Here is a 20,564-nt window from a genome sequence, read left to right as displayed (position 1 = left end):
ATGAAAAACTATCACTTTATCATCCTATTACTCGGCATTAGTTTATCTTCAAACAGCTGTGAAAACCTCATCGATACCGACCTGCCCTACAACCAGATTGGTACCGCACAGGTGTATGCAGATACACAGTCTGCTAATGCCGCACTTTCAGGTTTATATGCAGAACTGTGGCAATCGTCTGTATTAGCAGGGGATACTACTGGTTCGGGCGCGATTTTGGGAACTTATGCAGATGACCTCACCTGTTTTGTAGAACCCTCTTCCAATTCGATTACTGATCTCTATAACAACATTCAGCAACCAGCTAACAATGTAGTTTACAATTTTTGGTCTAAAGCGTATAAGCATATTTACTATACCAATGCGATCATAGAAGGAGTGCGGGCTTCCGCCGGTATTCCCCAAAAGGATAAAGACCGGCTGATAGGGGAGGCGATTACTATTCGAAGCATCCTGTACTTTTATCTGCAGCAAATGTTTGATGAGGTACCCTACACTTCAGTTACAGATTATAATGATAACAGCAAGCTGTCGAAACTGTCAGAATCTGCTCTGCTGAACCAACTGGAAAACGATTTGCAGTCGGCAATCCCACTGCTGGAAGACGCTTACAAAAATTCAGAAAGGATTTTTATTAACCGAAAAGTAGCAGAACTGCTTCTGGCTAAAGTTTATCTGCTGAAAGGGGATTGGCATAAAGCAGAGTTGCTGCTAAGTGGTATTATACAGGCACCCCAATATACGTTTGAGAATGACCTCACTAAAGTATTTCAGAAAACAGGCAGTCATATCCTTTGGCAGTTAAAGCCTGCTAATGCAACAGATGCCACGAAGGAATTTCTGCTTTACAATTTTACCGTCAGTATTCCCAAAACTTTCAGCCTCAGTGATCAACTGGCTGATTCTTTTGAATCCAATGATTTGCGAAAGCAAAAGTGGATTCAGACTTTGGTATTTAATCAAAAGAACTATTACCGCCCAATAAAGTATAAAAATCCTGCGAATGCCAATACTAATGAATACTCAATCGTATTTCGATTAGAAGAGGTTTATCTGCTGTACGCAGAAGCACTGACGCAGCAAAACCGACCGGATGAGGCTAAATCATCCGTTGATAAAATCCGGCAAAGGGCGGGACTGGCTGTGCTCCCCGCAGGACTAAGCCAAGGCACTATGCTTACGAAAATCAAAGAAGAATGGCGGCATGAGTTTTTTGCTGAAATGGGTCATCGGTTTTTGGATCTGAAACGGCTGAATCAACTGCAGGATCTGAGTATCAGCAAGCCCAACTGGCAATCCTTTCACAAAGCTTTACCCCTTCCCGGGAAAGAGCTGCTGATTAATCCCAATCTTAAACCTCAAAATACAGGCTACTGATGAGAAGTTTATTTTTACAGTTATTTTTGAGCTTGGGCATCTGGTTTCATGCGGATGCACAAGTTCAAAAGTCATTGGATAAAAGAGTGGGTGCCAAATACCATCCCAAATATCAATTTTATGATCTTGGTCACAAGTCGACCTCTAAAAATGGGGACTGGATCACCTTTTATAAAAATTATGATGGTAACAATGATACGCTCATGATCAAAAACACCCAGTCTAATCATGCTTTTACAAGGGTGAAAACGAAGGAACAAGTATGGATTAAAGATCATTGCATTGCCATCAGTACTCCAGAGAAGACAGAAGTGTTGAATCTGAAGAAAAAGACGAGTATAATGCTTCCTCCGGCAGATAAAATGTGGTTATTGCCAGCATCTAAACGCTTGGTTTTATTTCATAAAAACTGCCTGGTTCTTTATGATACCACAAAAAATGGGTTGACGGAGATAGGAACTGATCTGGAAAAGGTGTTCGTCAATGAAGATAAGGTTTATGCTGTACGTAAAAGCGATAAAGCCCAGAGCCTGTATTATTTATCAGGGAATACTTTAGTGCCGATGTATAGAACGGATAACTCTATATCCAATATTCAAAGCCTTGATTCAGGAGCAGTACTCAGCTTTGAAAAACGAGATGGAAAAGGGAAAGATTTAAATTTTATTTCTTTACCTGACCATAAAGTCTTTCATTTGAGGGATGTGATCGATTTTGAGCCCAAGAGTATAAATGTTACTTCCCGGAAGGACGGAAGCTTGTTTTTAAAAGTTGATGTTGACATCCCTGAAAGAAAAAAAAATGAACCCGAAATCTGGTCAACTGCAGACCAGTTGCTTATAGAGAAATTCAGTAAGGTGAAAAAAAGATACTTTATATGGTACCCAGACCAAAAAAAGATCACCGAACTAGGCGATGAAAAGCAAAATCGCATTGCAGATATCGGGAATCCCAATTTTCTGCTGGCTTACAGTTCTTCGGAATTTCAGAATTATACGAAGCGCAAAGTGCCTTCAGTGATTTACCGGACCGATTGCCGAAATAAATCGCTAATCCCCATCGATACCGTGAGCGGAAAAATATACGGTGCACCCAACGGTGAAATGATTATGTATCAAAAAGACAAGGTATGGAAACTGGTGAACCTCCTTACTTTGAAACCGACCGAAATCACTGATAAGGGCTTTGAGAATCCTTATTTTGGGAATGACGGTCAAATTTATTTTGACGGAAAGAGCGGAATCTGGAGATATGATCTGGAGAAAAATACAATGATCGCTCAATATGCCAATCAGCAAAAAGATCTTCATTACCGCATACTGAATGCTTCTGTAAAAACAATCGCTACAGGTGGTAGTATGGAGGTTGCTTTCCATGCCCCGATTGTGAACCTTGGAAATATGCTTATAGAAACTAAAAACGATGGAACACAAGAAACCAGTATTTTACTTGGCATAAAAAATAAAGTAGAGGTACTGAAAGAACCAACAACCTCAAAATTAGTCTATCTGCCCGAATTGTCTGCACAAATGCAGTTTGTCTTTGTTGAAGAGAACTATAATTTGCCAAAACGTTTTATAAAACTGGAAGGCTGCCGAAAACCGAAACTGGTTTTTCAATCCAATATTTTGGATAAGGATGCCGCAAAAATTAAAGTGGAAAGCATTCATTATAAGAACAGCAAAAATATCCCGTTGAAAGGACTGCTCTACTATCCATTGGATTTTGATGCCTCGAAGAAATATCCCATGGTGGTTCATGTTTACCATGATCAGAGTAATAAAATCAACATTTATCCGGATTTGCGGTATGAAGAGTCAGCAGTCGGCTTCAATATTAGAAGTCTTCTGGAAAAAGGTTATTTTGTATTGATGCCTGACGTGATTTTTGATGACAGAGGCACAGGGTTATCATCATTAGACTGTATTAATAATGCGCTGGATGTACTACAAAGTCATCAAAGCATTAATTCCGATCAAATTGCATTAATGGGGCATTCGCATGGCGGTTATCAGACTGATTTTATTGCAACCCACTCTAAGCGATTCAAAACCTATATCTCGGGAAGCGGAACTGCCGATATTGTAAGATCTTACTATTCTTTTAATTACGCCTTTTTGAGCCCTTTTTTCTGGCAGTTCGAAGAGGAACAGTATGAGTTTAATAGTTCATATTCGGAAAATAAAGACCTCTATTTGCAGAATAATCCCATCCATTTTGTGGAACAGGTGAGTGCTCCTATGCTCTTGTGGACAGGCAAAAAAGATCAAAATGTAGATTGGACTCAAACAATGGAATTCTATATGGGACTGAAAAGAAATCAAAAGAAAGCGTTGGCGTTGTTTTATCCAGATGATCCTCATTCTATGATCAGTTTGGAGAGTGCTAAAGATCTTCATCAACGTATCTTAGAGTGGCTGGATTATTATCTGAAAGATGAAACCTCCGATAAAGGCTGGATTTCCGATAAGATCCTTTAACAGAATCTTTCGAAACCATAAAAAAGATAGCAGGCTTTATATCGCTATCTTAATCTTTAAATAATGCAAAAAAAGGATGCCTACTGCGGCATCCTCTTTTATTAATTAATTTCTATGTAATGCCACTCCACACTCTGTGTTATTCAGAGGTTCCAACATGGTGCGCGAAACACCGCTGACAATTTCAGTACACACTGGTCCACTGACTTTGTTACAGTCAACTTCCTTGTACTCAATACATTGTTCTGCCGGTGCAGAGGCGTCATAATAGAATCCTATTTCTCCGACTTTTTCACTTGCTTTTGCCTTATGAGTTGCAAAAGCACTTCCTGCGCCGAGGAATACAAGGGCTACAGGGATCAAAAATGACTTAACATTTTTCATGATAATAAAATTTAATTTTGCCTACGATTAATTCAGGTTTTCGGCTTTACCTGTTTGAAACTGCTTTTTTAACGCCTGTACACAACGGTATTTAACAATTTCATTATCTATGAGCGCATAGAATTCGTTATCTATAATCAAAAAATCTTTTAGAGGTTTGCTTTGCCGGTGTGGTACCAGAAAACTTCCGGTATAGTAATGGTGATCCGTCCTGTACAAATCAATTACGCTTGCATTCTGCCATTGCCGGGTTTCTTCAAACTTTCCTCTGATGTTGGATTGCACCCATAAGAGATGATTGGCCAGATATGCATTAGAAAAATTCAGAATCTGCGGGGCTTCTATTTTGGTCTTACCATTTTTCAAAGTGACCAACTTTTCAGTAATAGTTTGAGGAGGACTAATGAGTTTTAAACGTCTCTGAATAGAAAGGTCATTATTCATAACAAGGAAAGTATTGCTATAGTAATAGAGGTAAATAAGATTTCCCGTTTGATGAGGATTGGATAGTAATAGTCCATCATTTTGGATGTAACCGGTATTTTTTTGCCCGAGCACTTCAGGGTGTAACTTGAGCCGTTTAAGACTATCAATTGTGCCAAGTATAAAGTTATGATGGTCTTTGCTCTGTGCGCGGAATACCATATCTCCAGAGTTGATGCTTAACCAATCAAAATACATATCCTTATAACTGATTATTTCGGGCGGACTATTATCACCTATTTTCCCTTTAAGTATGATGGGAACCTGCCCGTCAAATAAGTAATAAAACGGTGAGTGATATGCAAGTTTTATGGATTTGAACCTGTAGTTTTTGACGTCCAGCGGAATTCTGTATTTATAAGATTTATTAAGATCTCTACTTACGGTTAATATATTTAAGGGTGCAGTGGTATTACCGAGATAAATGTTGCGATCATCGTAACCCATAAAATAGTATGAATTAACTTTAATATTCATTGCTTTTTGAAAGTCGAGAGCATGTGGAATATATCTCCTTGTAAAATTGTTTTCTTTTTTCATGATGTATTCAGAAGAAAGAAACAGGGCGACCATGCTGCCTGCAGACATAACGAGGAGCGCTACCATGATATAAACAAGCACCCGACGGTCCTTTCTTCTTTGCCAGTAATTGGCCATCCATTCTTCTTCAGTGACATACATAATAGGTGCTTTAGGAGTGATGGGATAGGCTGCGATTGCAGCAAGACCTGCTATCACAACACCTGCAATATTAAAGATCAAATGCTCCGCCCAACCCATTTTCTCCAGGATCCCACCACAGGAGCAGGGCACAAAATCACTATAGTTAAGGATGAGGTAGATGTAAACCGTAAAAGCTACCATGATTGCAAAAGACGCAAACAATCCCCAAAGACGCGTAAGATGGAAGCAGAGCAAACCGGCAATCACCAGTTCCAGAATGATGACCGCGTAAGAAATAAATCCCGCATAAGCACTCAGCAATGGCGATTGCGCCAGCTGCACCTGGAAGTTTTCAAAGTCGAGCATTTTACTTGCCGAAGCATAAATAAAAAGCAGGACGAAAAAGAAGCTGATAATAATCGGGAAGAATTTTCTTAAAGTTTTCATGACCGTATAATTTGCGTGATCCATTCTGTACGGATCCATCTGATCCGAATGCTTATCCAAATGTATAGCGGTCAATAGGTGAAAAACAAGAGGGTGGGCGGCTTATATCCAATGTCCGACGGCTTATTCGCAAACTGACCCACTGCATCGCCGTCTCCTAAAGACGGGCAAATATTCCGGGTTTTGATAAAAAAAGTGAGAATAAGCCGGAACTGCGTTGCGGCTTAAACACACCAAAGCGGCTTATTCCCAACATCCCCTTTACTGATGGGCGCTGACTGCCTGTTTAGAAATGTGTGGTTTAAGCCGCAACAGGTGCAACTGAAGACTTCCTGCAAGAAAAATTTCTCCTAAAATGACTCCCAAAATCAAAAAACATTAAAATGCCAATTTTTACATCTGGAAAAAAATTAACCTAGTCACAGGTTTAACCAAAACCACTTTCTCAAAAATAGCCCCTTAGGAGATTAATAAGAATAACCACCTTCCTTGAGAGGATAATGACTTAGGAGATTTTTGCGTTAAGAAAAATGAAGATTTCTTCCCATCCAGTTTTTAAACGAACATACCACCTAAAAATCCCCTTTGTCCGAAGCGCGGCCATCATCTCGGTTTCGAAGCGGTACTTTGTTTCCGCGCAAGTTTGGGGATTTTCTTGGAAGAAATCTTCATTTTTTAGCAAAAAGATCCAGTCTTGACTTTTTTGTTACTTTTTGTGTCAAGACAAAAAGTAAAAGAATATTTTAGAATCCACCATCAGGCTGATCGCCGATTCCTATCCTCAAAAACTTTGTCAAAGTTTTAATTTAACGGGTTTTGAGAGGGCTATTCAAAAACTTTATCAAAGTATCCTGATACCGCTTTAAAACTTTGACAAAGTAGTTGCGCGCTACTTTGACAAAGTTCCAAACCAAAACCACTTTCTCAAAAATAGCCCCTTAGGAGATTAATAAGAATAACCACACCCTCCTTGAGTGGATAATGACTTAGGAGATTTTTGCGTTAAGAAAAATCAAATTTCTTTGCCCAAACTATTACTTCGGCTTTGTTCAGCATAAAAATGAGAGCTTATTTGGCCTTTAAATAAACCTTAAAAAGCGAAATTATATCGACTTAGGAGATTTTTGCGTTAAGAAAAATGAAGATTTCTTCCCATTCAGTTTTTAAACGAACATACCACCTAAAAATCCCCTTTGTCCGAAGCGCGGCCATCATCTCGGTTTCGAAGCGGTACTTTGTTTCCGCGCGAGTCTCGTCTTAGGGACGAGATAAATTTCGGGGAAACCTAACGAAGTGGTTCGACGACCACAGGGAGTCAATTTCTTGGAAGAAATCTTCATTTTTTAGCAAACCGACGAAAGAGGTTCGCCGATTCCATTAAAAAAATAACAGAGATGAGGCAAAAAGATCCAGTCTTGACTTTTTTGTTACTTTTTGTGTTAAGACAAAAAGTAAAATAATATTTTAGAATCCACCCTCAGGCTGATCGCCGATTCCTATCCTCAAAAACTTTGTCAAAGTATCCTGATACCGCTTTAAAACTTTGACAAAGTAGTTGCGCGCTACTTTGACAAAGTTTTAATTTAACGGGTTTAGAGAGGGTTCTTCGAGCTGAAGTGAAGAAAAGTCTCTTGGATTTGTCCTAAATATTAAAAGTTTTGTTATTTTCATTTTAAATAATATCTTTGTATTATAAATTCATAAAATTATGAGTACAAGGACTTTATCAAAAGGCGAAAAACTAAATTGGAAACCATTATCTACAGTAGTTTCTGTAAAAATTTCGGCTAAAAATCTAAAGGGCAGAAAAGTTGTAGCGTCTGCGGTGAGTCCTAAAAGAGTTGTTCATTAATCCTCTTCCCGAAATTGTACGGGCTTATATTCATACAAAAAGATAAATGTAAAGATGGTTCCGCCCATCTTTTTACGTATATATACAAATTCTATTGCGAAGAAAACCAGATTACATTATATTATAAGAGCGGAATACCATTTAGAAAATGTAATGGCATTGAAATTCTACTGTAAAAAAGACAGAGGAAGCCAATATAAATACAACAAAATCATCAATAAAGGCAATTTCACATCTGTAATTAGAATTCTTGATACCTGTACTTCCCTGATTCTTATTTTGCTGGAGCAACATCCCAATTGCAGTTTTGGATTATGTTCATCAAGATCTATTGATTTTTCGAACCCTAAAAAACTGACTGAAAATCTGGAAAATAACCAGAGATTTCGGGTCTATTCGAAATTTATTCAGGACAGAATTGGAAATATAACTTTCACCCATTTAGAATATCCTTCTATAAGCTCTTATCTTTTGATTAATAACAGTGTTGCCGATATTCGTAAAAAAGAAGAAGATATCGTAAAAATGTTTGAGAGAACCTATAATTCGATACCTGATATTGGGGATTAACATCATGTTTGTTTTATTCATGTGAGTTCAAATGAGACTTACAGACATAAGACTTAGAGATACGAGATGATAGATTTTAAAGTCAAAACTTGAGTAGCCAATTAACTCATTGCTCAATTAAAAACCTGATGCTTCATTTTCTTAACTGAAAATGGCTCACAGATTCCACGGATTCCACAGATCCGCCAGTTCCATTAAAAACAAGAAAAGGAATGAGGCAAAAAAAATGAGATCTTGAAATCGAAGATTCAATTAAAAAGGGAAATTCTATCGACTTAGGAGATTTTTCAACGAAACTAAGATGTAAAAACGAAATTAAAATGACTTAGGAGATTTTTGCGTTAAGAAAAATTGAGATTTCTTCCCATCCAGTTTTTAAACGAACATACCACCTAAAAATCCCCTTTGTCCGAAGCACGGCCATAATCTCGGTTTCACAGCGATATTTTGTTCCCGTGCAAGTTCGGGGATTTTCTAAGAAGAAATCTTCATTTTTTAGCAAACCGACGAAGGAGGTTCGCCGATTCCATCAAAAACATAAAAAGGAATGAGGCAAAAAGATCCAGTCTTGACTTTTTTGTTACTTTTTGTTTCAAGACAAAAAGTAAAAATAATCCCCACTGTTCGAGGGCGGCAAATAATTTTAATCGATAACAAATCTTGTTTCCGCCCGAGTCTCGTCTTAGGGACGAGATAAATTTCGGGGAAACCTAACGAAGTGGTTCGACGACCACAGGGAGTCAATTTCTTGGAAGAAATCTTCATTTTTTAGCGAAAAGATCCAGTCTTGATTTTTTGGTTCTTTTGCATCAAGGCAAAAGAACTTAAAACCTTTAACAGTCCACGCTCAGCTGATCGCCGATTCCTATCCTCAAAAACTTTGTCAAAGTATTCTGATACCGCTTTAAAACTTTGACAAAGTAGTTGCGCGCTACTTTGATAAAGTTCCAAACCAAAACCACTTTCTTAAAAATAATCCCGACTTAGGAGATTTTTGCGTTAAGAAAAATGAAGATTTCTTCCCATCCACGTTTTTAAAAGAACATACCGTCTAAAAATCCCCTTTGTCCGAAGCGCGGCCATCATCTCGGTTTCGAAGCGGTACTTTGTTTCCGCGCGAGTCTCGTCTTAGGGACGAGATAAATTTCGGGGATTTTCTTGGAAGAAATCTTTATTTTTTAGCAAAAAGATCCAGTCTTGACTTTTTTGTTACTTTTTGTGTCAAGACAAAAAGTAAAAATAATCCCCACTGTTCGAGGGCGGCAAATAACTTTAATCGATAACAAATCTTGTCTTAAAGACGAGATAAATTTTGTGGAAACCTAACGAAATGGTTCGACGACCACAGGGAGTCAATTTCTAAGAAGAAATCTTCATTTTTTAGCAAACCGATGAAGGAGGTTCGCCGATTCCATTAAAAATAGGAAAAGGAATGAGGCAAAAAGATCCAGTCTTGACTTTTTTGTTACTTTTTGTGTCAAGACAAAAAGTAAAAAGAATATTTTAGAATCAACCCTCAGGCTGATCGCCGATTCCTATTCAAAAACTTTGTCAAAGCATCCTGTTACCGCCTTAGAAACTTTGAAAAAGTGAGCGCGTAATCCATCTTACAGCACCCTTTGCACACAATTCCCTCATAATATCATCATTCACTTGCGCCATATCATAAAAAAACTTAATTTTGATAAAATATTCCTATAAAATGAAGCTAACATGCTTTCGCTCAGACTGTTTATATTGCTCCTGCTCTTCACTGCGGAACCCTTCGTTGCGCAGTGCGAGGACAATGTAACCTATCAGCAGATCCGAAAGCAGTATCAGCAGATGGAGCACGGTGATCCGGCGGCAATTCCCTTTATAGGACTCCTGATCACGCTGACAAAAGAGGAAAAGAATTCTGCGCAGCTTACCTATGCCTATCTTGATGCCCTGAAATTTCACCCCACCGTACACTTAAAGCTGAAGTATGCCGACAGTGCCATCGCCATTGCGCACCGCAGCGGCCGCAGTGATCTGATTGGGGAGGCCTATATGAGCAGAGGAATTGTGACGTACGCTCATTACAGAAACTACCAGGCTGCAATGGAGGATTACCTGAAAGCGGCAGATTATGCCAAAATCAGCGGTGATCCTTATCTTCAGTACAGGCTGCTGTATCAATTTGGGGTCGTGAAGGGTTACATGGGTTTGCATCAGGAGGCTACCGACAATCTTAAAAGGTGTGCTGCCTTTTTCAGGAAAGAACTTCACAAGGAGCAGCCAGGTCAACGGCTGCAACACCTTCGCAAAAATTATTATGACAGTCTGCACGAGCTCGTGAACATCTACCAGCAAACGGATAAGCATGCGAGCGCGGACCGCCTCATTGAAGCAGTGCTCAAGGAAATTCCTGAAGGCCGTGAATTCGCGGTGATCAGAAGCTGCTTTTTAAAATCCAGAGGTATTTCTGAATACAACAAAGGAAATTATAAGGCAAGTATTGGGGAACTCGACCGTGCGTTGCCGGAACTGATCAAAGCAAAAGATTTTGCCTGGGTCTCCGTAATTTATTATTACAAAGGCAATAACGCTGTGATGCAAAACCGCAAAGATGAAGGGGTGAGCTATTTTAAAAAGATGGATTCGGTTTTTCAGCGCCACCATTTTATATTTCCTGAACTGCAGCACGGCTACCATTACCTTATCCGTGAAGCCGGTCAAAGGTTAAACTTCCGCGATCTTACTTCTTATATGGATGCATTAAGAGCGGCTGAAACGGTGAACCACGAAGACTGGCATCACCTGTACGCACGGTTCCGATTGGCCAGCATCACGGATGATCATCAAAATACTGCTGACCGGTATCGGACAGTCCTTTTTGGCGTTATATTTATTTCACTTATTTTGGCAGGCTACCTTCTTGATGATTATCTGGAAAAACCGCCGGTCGTACTCTTGGCAGGTGGCATCCTCAGCACGGAAGATTTGGAAACGGAACCTAAAGCACCAAAGAGAACACCTGCCCTGACCCCAGAAATCCGCCAAACCATCCGGAATAACCTCCGGAAATTTGAAGAAGACAAAGCGTTTTTAGCACCGAACCTTAGCCTTAAAAAGGTGGCACAGGAGGCAGGCGTCAATGCCAATTATCTGTCGCGGTATCTTAACAGCGAAAAAGGAATGAGTATCAGCCGCTATCTCGCAGAGTTGCGCATTGCCTATATTGCCGGGAAGATGGCTGAAGATCCTGCAGTAGCGAATCGGTCGGCTGAACAGTTGTGTGCTTTATGTGGAATTGCCTCGCCTTCGAACATGCGGCATCTTTTTTACATCATTTATGGCATGCCGCTGTCGCAGTACCAGAAGCAGTGCCGAGAGAAGTTTGCCGGAGAAATGGGCGGGAATGAGGGTACTTCCTGAAACCCGCTGGCATTCCTTCAAGGGGTTTGCAACTGTATTTAAAATAACAGCGGTTCGTTACCTCTTTGAAGTGCTTTAATAACAATCTCTTATGTATTTATTGAGGGGGCGTTTGGCTCGTGTTAAGTAGCAAAATCACCTGATCATTCCAATCACCTGCGAAAGTTTTCGTAAATTTCGCTGCATTAAATGGAGGTTTAAAAAAATCGCTTTCAAGGGTCTTTTATTAATTCCAGTTTAACTGCACTTCAATTTTAACCAACAAATTCTGCTATAATGATCGATAAAAACTTTTACCTCGAAAACCTTTCTGCTTTTGATATTCTCATCGAAGATGAGGACCGCAAACAGGCAGAAGCAGTTATTTTTCGCGTTTTCAGCATGCTGCAACGGGATAAAATCTGGCTCCGCGACGTCGCCACGGAAGAGGAGATCTTTGAAGAAGACGCTGAGTTTTTGGAAGAGGTGGAAGAAGAACTCAGGGAACTCGATGAAAAATATGAATTCCGTTTCGATGAATTTTACAAATTGGTTCAGCAGGAGATGAAAAAAATCCAGTCAAAGTCAAACGCAGATCCTAAAGAGGATCATTCAGACCGAGACGGAGATGATGAAGAGGATGACAGTTTGTTTTCCGGAGAAGAAGACGGTTTTGAAGATGATGAAGATCTCTACGATGAGGATGAGGATGAAGATGAAGATGAAGATGAAGATGAAGATGAAGATGATCAGGATGAATTCAGTCATCTCTCTGATGAAGAGCTGGATCTGATAGAAGATTTTATTCTTGCAAGTGCAAAAACAAGATTCAATTTTCCGCAGTTTGTCCAGGATTTCCCGGAGGGAGATGCAGTTTTTGTCGAAGGGGAATTTCTATTACCCCTCATCGCCGGAAAAGCCTTCGGTGAAACCGATACCGAAATTGCCGAAAAAATGCTTTCGTCTTTCATGATGCTGGGTTATCAGATAGAAATGAATGAACTCATCCAAATGATTCAGGACAAAGGAAAAGAACTGGGAGCGGAGATTTTGGCCTTCAAAATTGCAGCGGATTCTTTACAACAAGGCGCACATCCGAGAGATATCGTTCGGCAGCTCGAGCAGTTATCAGGCAGATTATAGTGGTTGGAGGGAAGAGCTTCTCAGTCGGTAAAGTAATTTCCGGCCGGGACATGCCCGGAACGTGCGCTGTAGATTCTTCACCGGCAGTTTATGGGGAATTCATCAAAAAGCAATCACGAAAATGGTGAACAATCAATTCACCACCTTTAAAAAATAAAATAAAAAATAAAAAATGACAGAACATTATTTAAATGCAACGTTAGTATCGTACGCTAAAAAAGATCATCTGGCTGCGGAAAGCAGTCCGGTACACCTTATTGTCAGTCAAACTGATGAGGTGTCAAATCAATATCCAAAATCGGTTGCTGAATCGGTTAAAGACGCCTTTGAAAAAAAGAAGAACAAAGTAATCATCACTAACGGCGAGGTGCAGCAATTCCTGATTACGCTTCCAAAGACTGATCTGGAAAGTCTAAGACTTGCAGGCGCTTCAGTTTTTCAGGCTTTGAAAGAGGTGAACAGCAAAGAAGTGAATATTGATGAGGTTAGCGGTTTGACTGAACTTCAACGGTTTGCTTTTTTAGAGGGTTTGCTTTTGAGCAGTTACAGTTTTTCTAAATATAAAAAAGAAAAAACAGCTTTTGAGATTAAAATTTCCTGTTCTTCGCACTTTATCGATAAAAAGTCGCTGACCGAATTACAGAAAATTGCAGAAGCCGTATCATTAACCAAAACCATGGTGAATGAACCGCCTCAGTTTATGGATGCGCTGAGATTCTCCGAATACGCCACAGAAGCGGGCAAGAAATTTGGTTTTCAAACCGAAATACTTGGGAAAGAAGAAATCGAAAAATTAGGCATGGGCGGAATTTTGGCCGTCAACAGAGGATCTTCTGTACCTCCTACCTTCACTGTTTTTCATTACAAGCCGGAAAATGCGGTGAATGAAAAACCTTTGGTTTTAGTAGGAAAAGGAGTCACTTTTGATACCGGTGGATATTCCATCAAAGTGGGCGGCAATATGACCTCCATGAAATCGGATATGGCTGGTGGTGCCGCAGTTTTGGGAATTATTTCTGCCGCCGCCGCGAATAAATTACCGTACCGGATCATCGGTTTGGTGTCTGCGACCGACAATAAAATCTCTTCTGACGCTTTGGTCGTCGATGATATCATCACCATGATGGACGGCACCACCGTAGAAGTACAGAATACCGATGCCGAAGGACGTCTGGTTTTGGCTGATGCCTTAACCTATGCAAAACGTTTTGATCCTGAATTGGTGGTTGATATGGCGACCTTGACCGGCGCTTCGGTTGCGATCACAGGGTCATTCGGAATTGCAATGGCAGGAAATAACCAGGATTTCATGGAACAATTGAAAGTGTCCGGGGAAGAGACTTACGAAAGACTGATCCAGCTGCCGTTCTGGACAGAATTCGAAGAACTGCTGAAATCGGATATCGCCGATTTGAAAAATATTGGAGGACCCATCGGTGGCGCGACAACCGCCGGAAAATTCCTGGAACATTTTACCGATTACCCGTGGATCCATTTGGATATCGCCGGAGCATCGTTCGTCAATGACGCAAAAGGCTACCGACAAAGCGGTGGTACGGGCGTTGCCGTGCGGTTATTGTATCAGTTTATTAAAACTAAATGTCAGTAAGAATTAAACGATGTTAGCTGCCCGTTAATGCCTGTTAAATTGATAAGTATTTCTATTTTTAACAAATAAGTTGATGATCATAAGAAAGCAGTAGAGCACATGAACTGGAAAATCAAAAATTTTCCAGCTCATGTGCTCTTTTTTTAATGAAAGCATTTAAAACTAATAGGACTGATGGGTTAAAATATATTAAAGTAAGCACTGCATCTTTAAGTTTTTTTAAACCACAAAGGCACAAAGCTTTTATTCTGCTTGCCTTTGCTCAATGAAATCAAAGATTCGACCAAGTCAGACGCCCTTGCGTCCGTAATTGATCATTATACTTCTGCATTTTTGGATATGATTGATCTGAAAGCCAATTCATCCGCTTCTCATGCAGATACCAGAATTTATCCTTCACTGGGATGGAGCCGCGAGAATGAAGCCAAAGGAAGTACAATAATGGGGGGCGTTTCTTTTTCTGCAGAATTTGATTACCAGTCGATCGGTGCCAATATTGGTATTGCACAAAAAACACCCAATAGGATGGGAGAGTTCTTCGCCAGGTTTCTGGCATGTCTGGATCAGGTGATATTAGTAACCGCAATTGAGTTGCGCTCCGGAAATACAGGAGGTAGAGACCATGAGCATTATGGAAATAGCGGTAGAAATACCTTTGTGCTTTTGCTGTCTTATTCGCAAATCATCAATAAGAATTTTCAGGTTGAATTGTTAGCAGACAAGGTGCAGCAAACAGGATTTTTAAGCTTGCCTTTTCACCGTGTTTATTTTACAGACGGCTCTGTTCATCAGGAAAATTTACCTGATAAGCGGTTTAAGATTCCGGTGGGCATGAGAGCCAATTGTTTCCTGGGAGATCAAATTATTTTAAGAACCTCTTACCGGTATTATACCGATGACTGGGGATTAAAATCGAACACGGTGAGTATCGAAACCCCGGTGAAAATTTCGCCTTTTGCTTCGGTAAGTCCTTTTTACAGATTCTACTCACAAACCGGTACCCCAAAATCTCGTGGGTCATTTATTCCACTCCAAAAGAAGGTTTATGCTTTGTTGCCTTTTTGTTTTCGATATAAGTGAAGATGAATTCCTCGTCACTTCCTCCACACGAGGTTTTTATGAGATAAAATAAAATTCCCTTATATTTGAGCGTATTATCAACAGCCATTTTCTCAGTGACCGCCGCAGATGTGGCCGTTGCAGACCAGTAATTACAATGACAAAACCATATTTTCTTTTTTCTGTCTTAGGTGCGGTGTTCCTTTGTGTATGTGCGGCGCCGCAGTTGAGTGCGCAATACAGCATGGATCTGAATTATTCACGCGATCTTATCAAGAAAAATAAAATCGATTCCGCCATTCTGATACTGAATGCCGGGATTAAAAAATCAGCAAATGCTACAGAAAAAGGCTTGGCCTATCTACAGCTCGGAAGTACGTACAAACAGGAACAGCAATATGCCCGAGCGCTCGCGGCGTACCGTAGCGCCCTGCAGCTGTTTAAAACGCAAAAGGCAACCCCCGGAATCTTTCTTACCTACACAGGGATTGCCGAACTGTACCGGTATCAACGGCTGTACCGCGATGCCGAAGAGTACCTGAAACTGTGCGAAGACCTGCTGAAAAGGGAAAAAATCCCCGATGCGTACCTGATGAAATTCTACAGCCGCAAAGCCGCGCTTTTTTCTGAATACCACCAAAAGCCCGACAGTGCCCTCATCTATTCCGAAAAGGCAATGATCCTTGCGCATAAAACGGGAGACCGCGACGTATTGATGCAGTCGCTGATGGAGATTTCAGGTATTTATGTACGCAAGCACGACTATGCACAGGCGATAAAACTGTCGGCCGAAGTGGTGGCGCTTGCTCAAAAGGACGGCAATGTGCAGCTGCAGTGCGATGCACTCGTCAATCTGTGCCGGAACCTTAATCTGAATGAGGAGTACAGCAAATCTATCAGAACTTCCCTGGAGGCGTTCGAGTTTGCGAAAAAAAATAAAAAAAGCTTTAACCAGCTGCTGTTCGCTGACAACCTGCAGGTGGCCTATTCTAAAATAAACGACTACCGCAACGCCCATAAATACCTTAGAATTCGGCTCGACCTTACGGAAGATTTCTACAACAAACTGCACGACCAAAAAGTACTGGAGTACGAAAAAAAGTTCCGGCTCGCTGAGAAACAGAATCAGATAGACGATAACCACAAACTGCTGCTGCTGAAAGAAGAAGAACTGAAAAGGCAGGAGCTCATCCGGTATTTTATTCTGCTCATGATGCTTGCGGCGGTGTTACTTGCAGGCGTTCTGCTGTACAACACGCGCCTCATCCGCAAGAAAAATACCGCACTGCGGCTGGCCTCTGAGGAAAATGAACTTCTCGTGTCGGAAACCCATCACCGCATCAATAACAACCTGCAGCTCATCAGCATCCTTATTCAGAATGAGCTTAAGAAAAATCCGGCTCTTGATGCGTTCAGCCGCCGCAGGATTACGGCAAATATCGATTCTCTGGGTGTTCTGCACCGGCATCTGTATCAAAACGCCACTGGCAAAAGCCTCGACCTCCATGCGTATCTAAAGGACATCTGGAAGAATGCGGAGGTGCTTTTTGAGGCGAACGGCATCACGAACCGCTTCGAGGTGGCGCATACCGTGCTCCCCGAAATGCAGGCGATGTATTTCGGGTTGCTCGTCACCGAACTGTGCATGAATTCGCTGAAACACGCTTTCACGCAGGAGGACCATAAAAATATTGCACTGCTCATCACGTCCACCGACAATGGGCTCTCTTTCTGTTACGCGGACAACGGAAAAGGAACCGCGGAAATCCCGAAACTTCAGCTGGTGGATAAACTCTGCCGCCAACTCCGCGTGCAGTACCAACTTGACACCACCAATGGGTTCCAAATTAATTTTGACATGAACATTTAAATGCAGCATCTCAACATCCTTATCGTAGAAGACGAAATTCTCATCGCAGATTTCATCAGAGACCTCCTCGAAGAATCGGGGTATCGGTCGGTGTTTATGGCGCATACTGCAGCAGAGGCCCGCGACAAAATGCAGCAGGTACAACCAGACCTCATTTTAATGGACCTTAATCTTGAAGGCGGGTTTGAAGGAATCACGCTGAGTCAGCAAAAAAATGAAGACGCGGCCGTCATTTTCATTACGGGGCAAAGCGACGGTGCGACGATCGAAAAAGCACTGGCGACATCACCCGAGTCGTATCTTACGAAGCCGATCCGTAAGATCGAACTCTTGACGGCGCTGAAAATTGCCACCAACAAAAAGAAGAAGCACTATATCTTTGTGAAAGACGGTTACCACGATGTGAAGCTGGTTTTCGAAGATATGCTGTACGTGAAAGCGGACCGGAACTATCTCGATATCATGATGGTCGGCGACCGCAAGATCACGATCAGAAATACACTGTCTGAATTCTGTAAAGAACTGCCCGTTTTCTTTAAGCAGATTCACCGTTCTGTTGTCGTCAACAGCCAATATGTCAACCGGATTTCGTCGGATGAGGTGGCTGTTCAGGAGACCGTTCTGCCTCTGTCGCGCAATTTTAGAAAGAATTTCGTCATCCCGTAAGTGTTTAACGGGGGATTCTGCTGTTCGGCCTATAAAGTTCTGCATTTCGTCCCAGTAATTGTGTCCGTTAAGCGGTAATTTTTACTTTTGCACCACCAAACAAAAGAACAAGGATGGAAAAGAAAAAATTCCTGTGTTCACCGAGTTAATGTTTGGAGGAATTCATTTTCTGAAACTGAACATACAAAAAGAAACCGCTTTTCCGGAGCATCAATACCAGGAGCTGAACGGTGTATCGCGAAACCGCTTTTTCAGGCGACCGATTTCTTTTTACCGTATAACACCAATGATGAAGAGGAGTGGAATATACTTTTCACAAGAAGCAACACAAATGATGAAAAGGAGCGGAAACCATGGTTTCCGCTCCTTTTTTTTAATAATCCATATATCTACTGAAAAATCTGCGAACAGCCGATGTGCAGCGCAGAAATCTCTTTTATGCAAACGTTTCCCGCAATGTTCAGAATTGCGGAGGTTCGGCATTTTGCTGAAAGAATCTGCGAAAATTGCCTCGAAAGTTTGCAATAGCATTGCATTTGCTATACTGCTACTTTTGCAATAAAATAATTAGATATGGAGGAATGCTGCAGTACACAACCGAAAAAACAACCGACTCACCCGGAACACGAAGGCCACGATCACGATCACTCGCATGATACGGGCGATAAAACGGTCTTTCAGCTTTTTCTTCCGGCGATCCTTTCTTTCGTCTTTTTGCTTCTCGGAATTACGTTCGATTACTGGCTGAAACCGGATTGGTTTTCCGGCTGGATTCGCCTGGTTTGGTATCTTATCGCCTATATTCCTGTCGGATTTCCGGTCTTAAAAGAAGCTTTTCAAAGCATCATTCATGGCGTTGTTTTTTCGGAATTTTTCTTAATGGGAATCGCAACGGTGGGTGCTTTTTCGATCGGTGAATATCCGGAAGGTGTTGCCGTAATGCTTTTTTATTCCGTGGGTGAAATTTTTCAGGCTATGGCAGTAACCAAGGCGAAATCCAATATTAAAGCCTTACTCGATCAAAGACCCGATGAGGTGACGGTAATCACGTCGGGTAAACCTCAAACCGTTAAAGCTGGAAAAGTCAATATCGGTGAAATTATTCAATTGAAATCCGGGGAAAAATTAGGTCTGGATGGCGAATTACTTTCCGAAAAAGCCTCCTTTAACACCGCAGCTTTGACAGGTGAAAGTAAACCTGCTACCAAAATAAAAGGGGAAAAAGTCCTGGCCGGAATGATCAACCTCAACACGGTAAGTCAGATCAAAGTAACCGCCGCTTACGAAGACAGCAAGTTGAGTAAGATCCTGGAAATGGTGCAGAATGCCACCGCGCAGAAAGCTCCTACCGAATTATTCATCCGCAAATTTGCGAAAGTTTATACGCCGATCGTTGTTTTTCTCGCGCTTGGAATTACGCTTTTACCTTACTTTTTCGTCGCTGATTATGTATTTCGGGACTGGCTTTACAGAGCGCTTGTTTTCTTGGTGATTTCCTGTCCGTGTGCTTTGGTGATCTCCATTCCACTTGGTTATTTCGGAGGAATCGGGGCTGGAAGCAGAAACGGAATTTTAATTAAAGGCAGTAATTTTTTAGATCTCCTTGCCAATATTCAAAACGTGGTGATGGATAAAACCGGTACCATGACAGAAGGGGTTTTCAAAGTGCAGGAAGTTCATTTTCAACCGGAATTTAATCAGGAAGAAATTTTAAGTATGGTCAATGCTTTGGAAAGTCAAAGTACACATCCGATCGCCACTGCGATTCATGATTTTGTGGGCGAATCCGATCATTCGATCCTTTTGGAAAATGTAGAAGAAATTGCAGGTCAGGGTTTAAAAGCCACCATCAAAGGAAAAGAACTGTTGGTGGGGAATTTCAAACTGTTGGATCAGTTCAGTATTCCGTACGACTTCAATCACGCCAATATTGTTTATACCCTTGTTGCGATTGCCTATGATCAAAAATTCGTGGGTTATCTTACCATTGCCGATGTCATCAAAGAAGATGCACTGTTAACCATTCAAAAGTTAAAAGCTTTAGGCGTGAAAACGACCATGCTGAGTGGCGACAAAACCGCTGTGGTAAAAGAGGTCGCAGCACAATTAGGAATCGCAGATGCTTTCGGAGACTTGCTTCCGGAGGATAAAGTGAATAAACTCAAAGAAATTAAAGCGCTGAAACAAAGTGTCGCTTTCGTCGGCGATGGCGTCAATGATGCGCCGGTTGTCGCGCTGAGCGATGTCGGAATTGCCATGGGTGGACTTGGAAGTGATGCCACGATTGAAACTGCAGATATTGTGATTCAGGACGATCAACCCAGCAAAATTCCCATGGCGATCAATATTGGAAAACAAACGAAAAAAATTGTGTGGCAGAATATCGGTTTAGCCTTTGCGGTAAAAGCCGTGGTTTTGGTTCTCGGTGCAGGTGGTTTAGCGACGATGTGGGAAGCTGTTTTTGCTGATGTCGGCGTTGCTTTGCTGGCGATTTTAAATGCCGTGCGTATTCAGAGAATGACTTTTTAACTTTTTACAGTGATTCTCTTCAGTGATTTTTAATGTTGTTCTGGACTAAAAAAT

At 41.2% G+C, this 20,564-nt stretch carries 13 protein-coding genes; 11 read left to right on the top strand and 2 right to left on the bottom strand.

Going from position 1 to position 20,564, the window contains the following annotated elements; all coding sequences use genetic code 11:
- Together QF004_RS07925 and QF004_RS07920 are read left to right on the top strand one after the other, a co-directional pair.
- Entirely contained in the window at nt 1–1,377 is a 1,377-nt protein-coding gene (locus QF004_RS07925) for a RagB/SusD family nutrient uptake outer membrane protein (RefSeq protein WP_307424765.1), read from the top strand.
- Nucleotides 1,377–3,857 carry a S9 family peptidase gene (locus QF004_RS07920; protein WP_307424762.1) on the top strand — a complete coding sequence of 827 codons (2,481 nt, stop codon included), beginning with the start codon at nt 1,377–1,379 and terminating at the stop codon, nt 3,855–3,857. Before QF004_RS07925 ends, QF004_RS07920 begins: the two co-directional genes overlap by 1 nt.
- 105 nt (nt 3,858–3,962) lie before the next feature.
- Here QF004_RS07920 and QF004_RS07915 read toward each other — a convergent pair whose 3' ends face one another.
- Nucleotides 3,963–4,241, bottom strand: a complete 279-nt coding sequence (locus QF004_RS07915) for a DUF6520 family protein (RefSeq protein WP_307424757.1) — start codon at nt 4,239–4,241, stop codon at nt 3,963–3,965.
- Nucleotides 4,242–4,268: 27 nt separating this feature from the next.
- Entirely contained in the window at nt 4,269–5,834 is a 1,566-nt protein-coding gene (locus QF004_RS07910) for a MauE/DoxX family redox-associated membrane protein (RefSeq protein WP_307424754.1), read from the bottom strand.
- 1,708 nt (nt 5,835–7,542) lie between these two features.
- Between QF004_RS07910 and QF004_RS07905 the strand changes: the two genes are divergently transcribed.
- The 9 genes from QF004_RS07905 to QF004_RS07865 all read left to right on the top strand — a co-directional run bounded on the left by QF004_RS07905 (nt 7,543) and on the right by QF004_RS07865 (nt 20,510).
- On the top strand, nt 7,543–7,686 hold the full coding sequence (locus tag QF004_RS07905) for a hypothetical protein (RefSeq protein ID WP_282905120.1): 144 nt from the start codon (nt 7,543–7,545) through the stop codon (nt 7,684–7,686).
- Nucleotides 7,687–7,839: 153 nt separating this feature from the next.
- Entirely contained in the window at nt 7,840–8,256 is a 417-nt protein-coding gene (locus QF004_RS07900; protein ID WP_307424748.1) for a hypothetical protein, read from the top strand.
- A gap of 2,031 nt (nt 8,257–10,287) precedes the next feature.
- Nucleotides 10,288–11,655 (top strand): AraC family transcriptional regulator, encoded by a 1,368-nt coding sequence (locus QF004_RS07895; protein WP_307424745.1) that lies wholly within the window; start codon nt 10,288–10,290, stop codon nt 11,653–11,655.
- 276 nt (nt 11,656–11,931) lie between these two features.
- Nucleotides 11,932–12,777, top strand: a complete 846-nt coding sequence (locus QF004_RS07890) for a hypothetical protein (protein ID WP_307424742.1) — start codon at nt 11,932–11,934, stop codon at nt 12,775–12,777.
- 172 nt (nt 12,778–12,949) lie between these two features.
- Nucleotides 12,950–14,386 carry a M17 family metallopeptidase gene (locus tag QF004_RS07885; protein ID WP_307424740.1) on the top strand — a complete coding sequence of 479 codons (1,437 nt, stop codon included), beginning with the start codon at nt 12,950–12,952 and terminating at the stop codon, nt 14,384–14,386.
- Nucleotides 14,387–14,644: 258 nt separating this feature from the next.
- Entirely contained in the window at nt 14,645–15,466 is an 822-nt protein-coding gene (locus QF004_RS07880) for a DUF3570 domain-containing protein (protein ID WP_307424737.1), read from the top strand.
- Between the two features lie 223 nt (nt 15,467–15,689).
- A complete protein-coding gene (locus QF004_RS07875; protein WP_307424734.1) occupies nt 15,690–17,315 on the top strand; it encodes a histidine kinase dimerization/phosphoacceptor domain -containing protein in 1,626 nt (541 codons plus the stop codon).
- Complete coding sequence (locus QF004_RS07870) at nt 17,316–17,981, top strand: LytTR family DNA-binding domain-containing protein (RefSeq protein ID WP_133440162.1); 666 nt, start codon at nt 17,316–17,318, stop codon at nt 17,979–17,981.
- 573 nt (nt 17,982–18,554) lie between these two features.
- Nucleotides 18,555–20,510, top strand: a complete 1,956-nt coding sequence (locus tag QF004_RS07865) for a heavy metal translocating P-type ATPase (protein WP_307424729.1) — start codon at nt 18,555–18,557, stop codon at nt 20,508–20,510.
- Nucleotides 20,511–20,564 lie beyond the last annotated feature (54 nt).

Origin of the sequence: Chryseobacterium sp. MDT2-18 (genome assembly GCF_030815285.1) — a bacterium.
Taxonomy (GTDB): domain Bacteria; phylum Bacteroidota; class Bacteroidia; order Flavobacteriales; family Weeksellaceae; genus Kaistella; species Kaistella salivictor.
The sequence above is the reverse complement of the archived record's forward strand: the minus strand, read 5'-3'. Positions and strand labels throughout refer to the sequence as shown.

What these genes read in the sequence shown, in the direction of transcription:
- QF004_RS07925 (WP_307424765.1), top strand. Translation starts at nt 1, where the DNA reads ATGAAAAACTATCACTTTATCATCCTATTACTCGGCATTAGTTTATCT.
- QF004_RS07920 (WP_307424762.1), top strand. Translation starts at nt 1,377, where the DNA reads ATGAGAAGTTTATTTTTACAGTTATTTTTGAGCTTGGGCATCTGGTTT.
- QF004_RS07915 (WP_307424757.1), bottom strand. Translation starts at nt 4,241, where the DNA reads ATGAAAAATGTTAAGTCATTTTTGATCCCTGTAGCCCTTGTATTCCTC.
- QF004_RS07910 (WP_307424754.1), bottom strand. Translation starts at nt 5,834, where the DNA reads ATGAAAACTTTAAGAAAATTCTTCCCGATTATTATCAGCTTCTTTTTC.
- QF004_RS07905 (WP_282905120.1), top strand. Translation starts at nt 7,543, where the DNA reads ATGAGTACAAGGACTTTATCAAAAGGCGAAAAACTAAATTGGAAACCA.
- QF004_RS07900 (WP_307424748.1), top strand. Translation starts at nt 7,840, where the DNA reads ATGGCATTGAAATTCTACTGTAAAAAAGACAGAGGAAGCCAATATAAA.
- QF004_RS07895 (WP_307424745.1), top strand. Translation starts at nt 10,288, where the DNA reads ATGAGCAGAGGAATTGTGACGTACGCTCATTACAGAAACTACCAGGCT.
- QF004_RS07890 (WP_307424742.1), top strand. Translation starts at nt 11,932, where the DNA reads ATGATCGATAAAAACTTTTACCTCGAAAACCTTTCTGCTTTTGATATT.
- QF004_RS07885 (WP_307424740.1), top strand. Translation starts at nt 12,950, where the DNA reads ATGACAGAACATTATTTAAATGCAACGTTAGTATCGTACGCTAAAAAA.
- QF004_RS07875 (WP_307424734.1), top strand. Translation starts at nt 15,690, where the DNA reads ATGGATCTGAATTATTCACGCGATCTTATCAAGAAAAATAAAATCGAT.
- QF004_RS07870 (WP_133440162.1), top strand. Translation starts at nt 17,316, where the DNA reads ATGCAGCATCTCAACATCCTTATCGTAGAAGACGAAATTCTCATCGCA.
- QF004_RS07865 (WP_307424729.1), top strand. Translation starts at nt 18,555, where the DNA reads ATGGAGGAATGCTGCAGTACACAACCGAAAAAACAACCGACTCACCCG.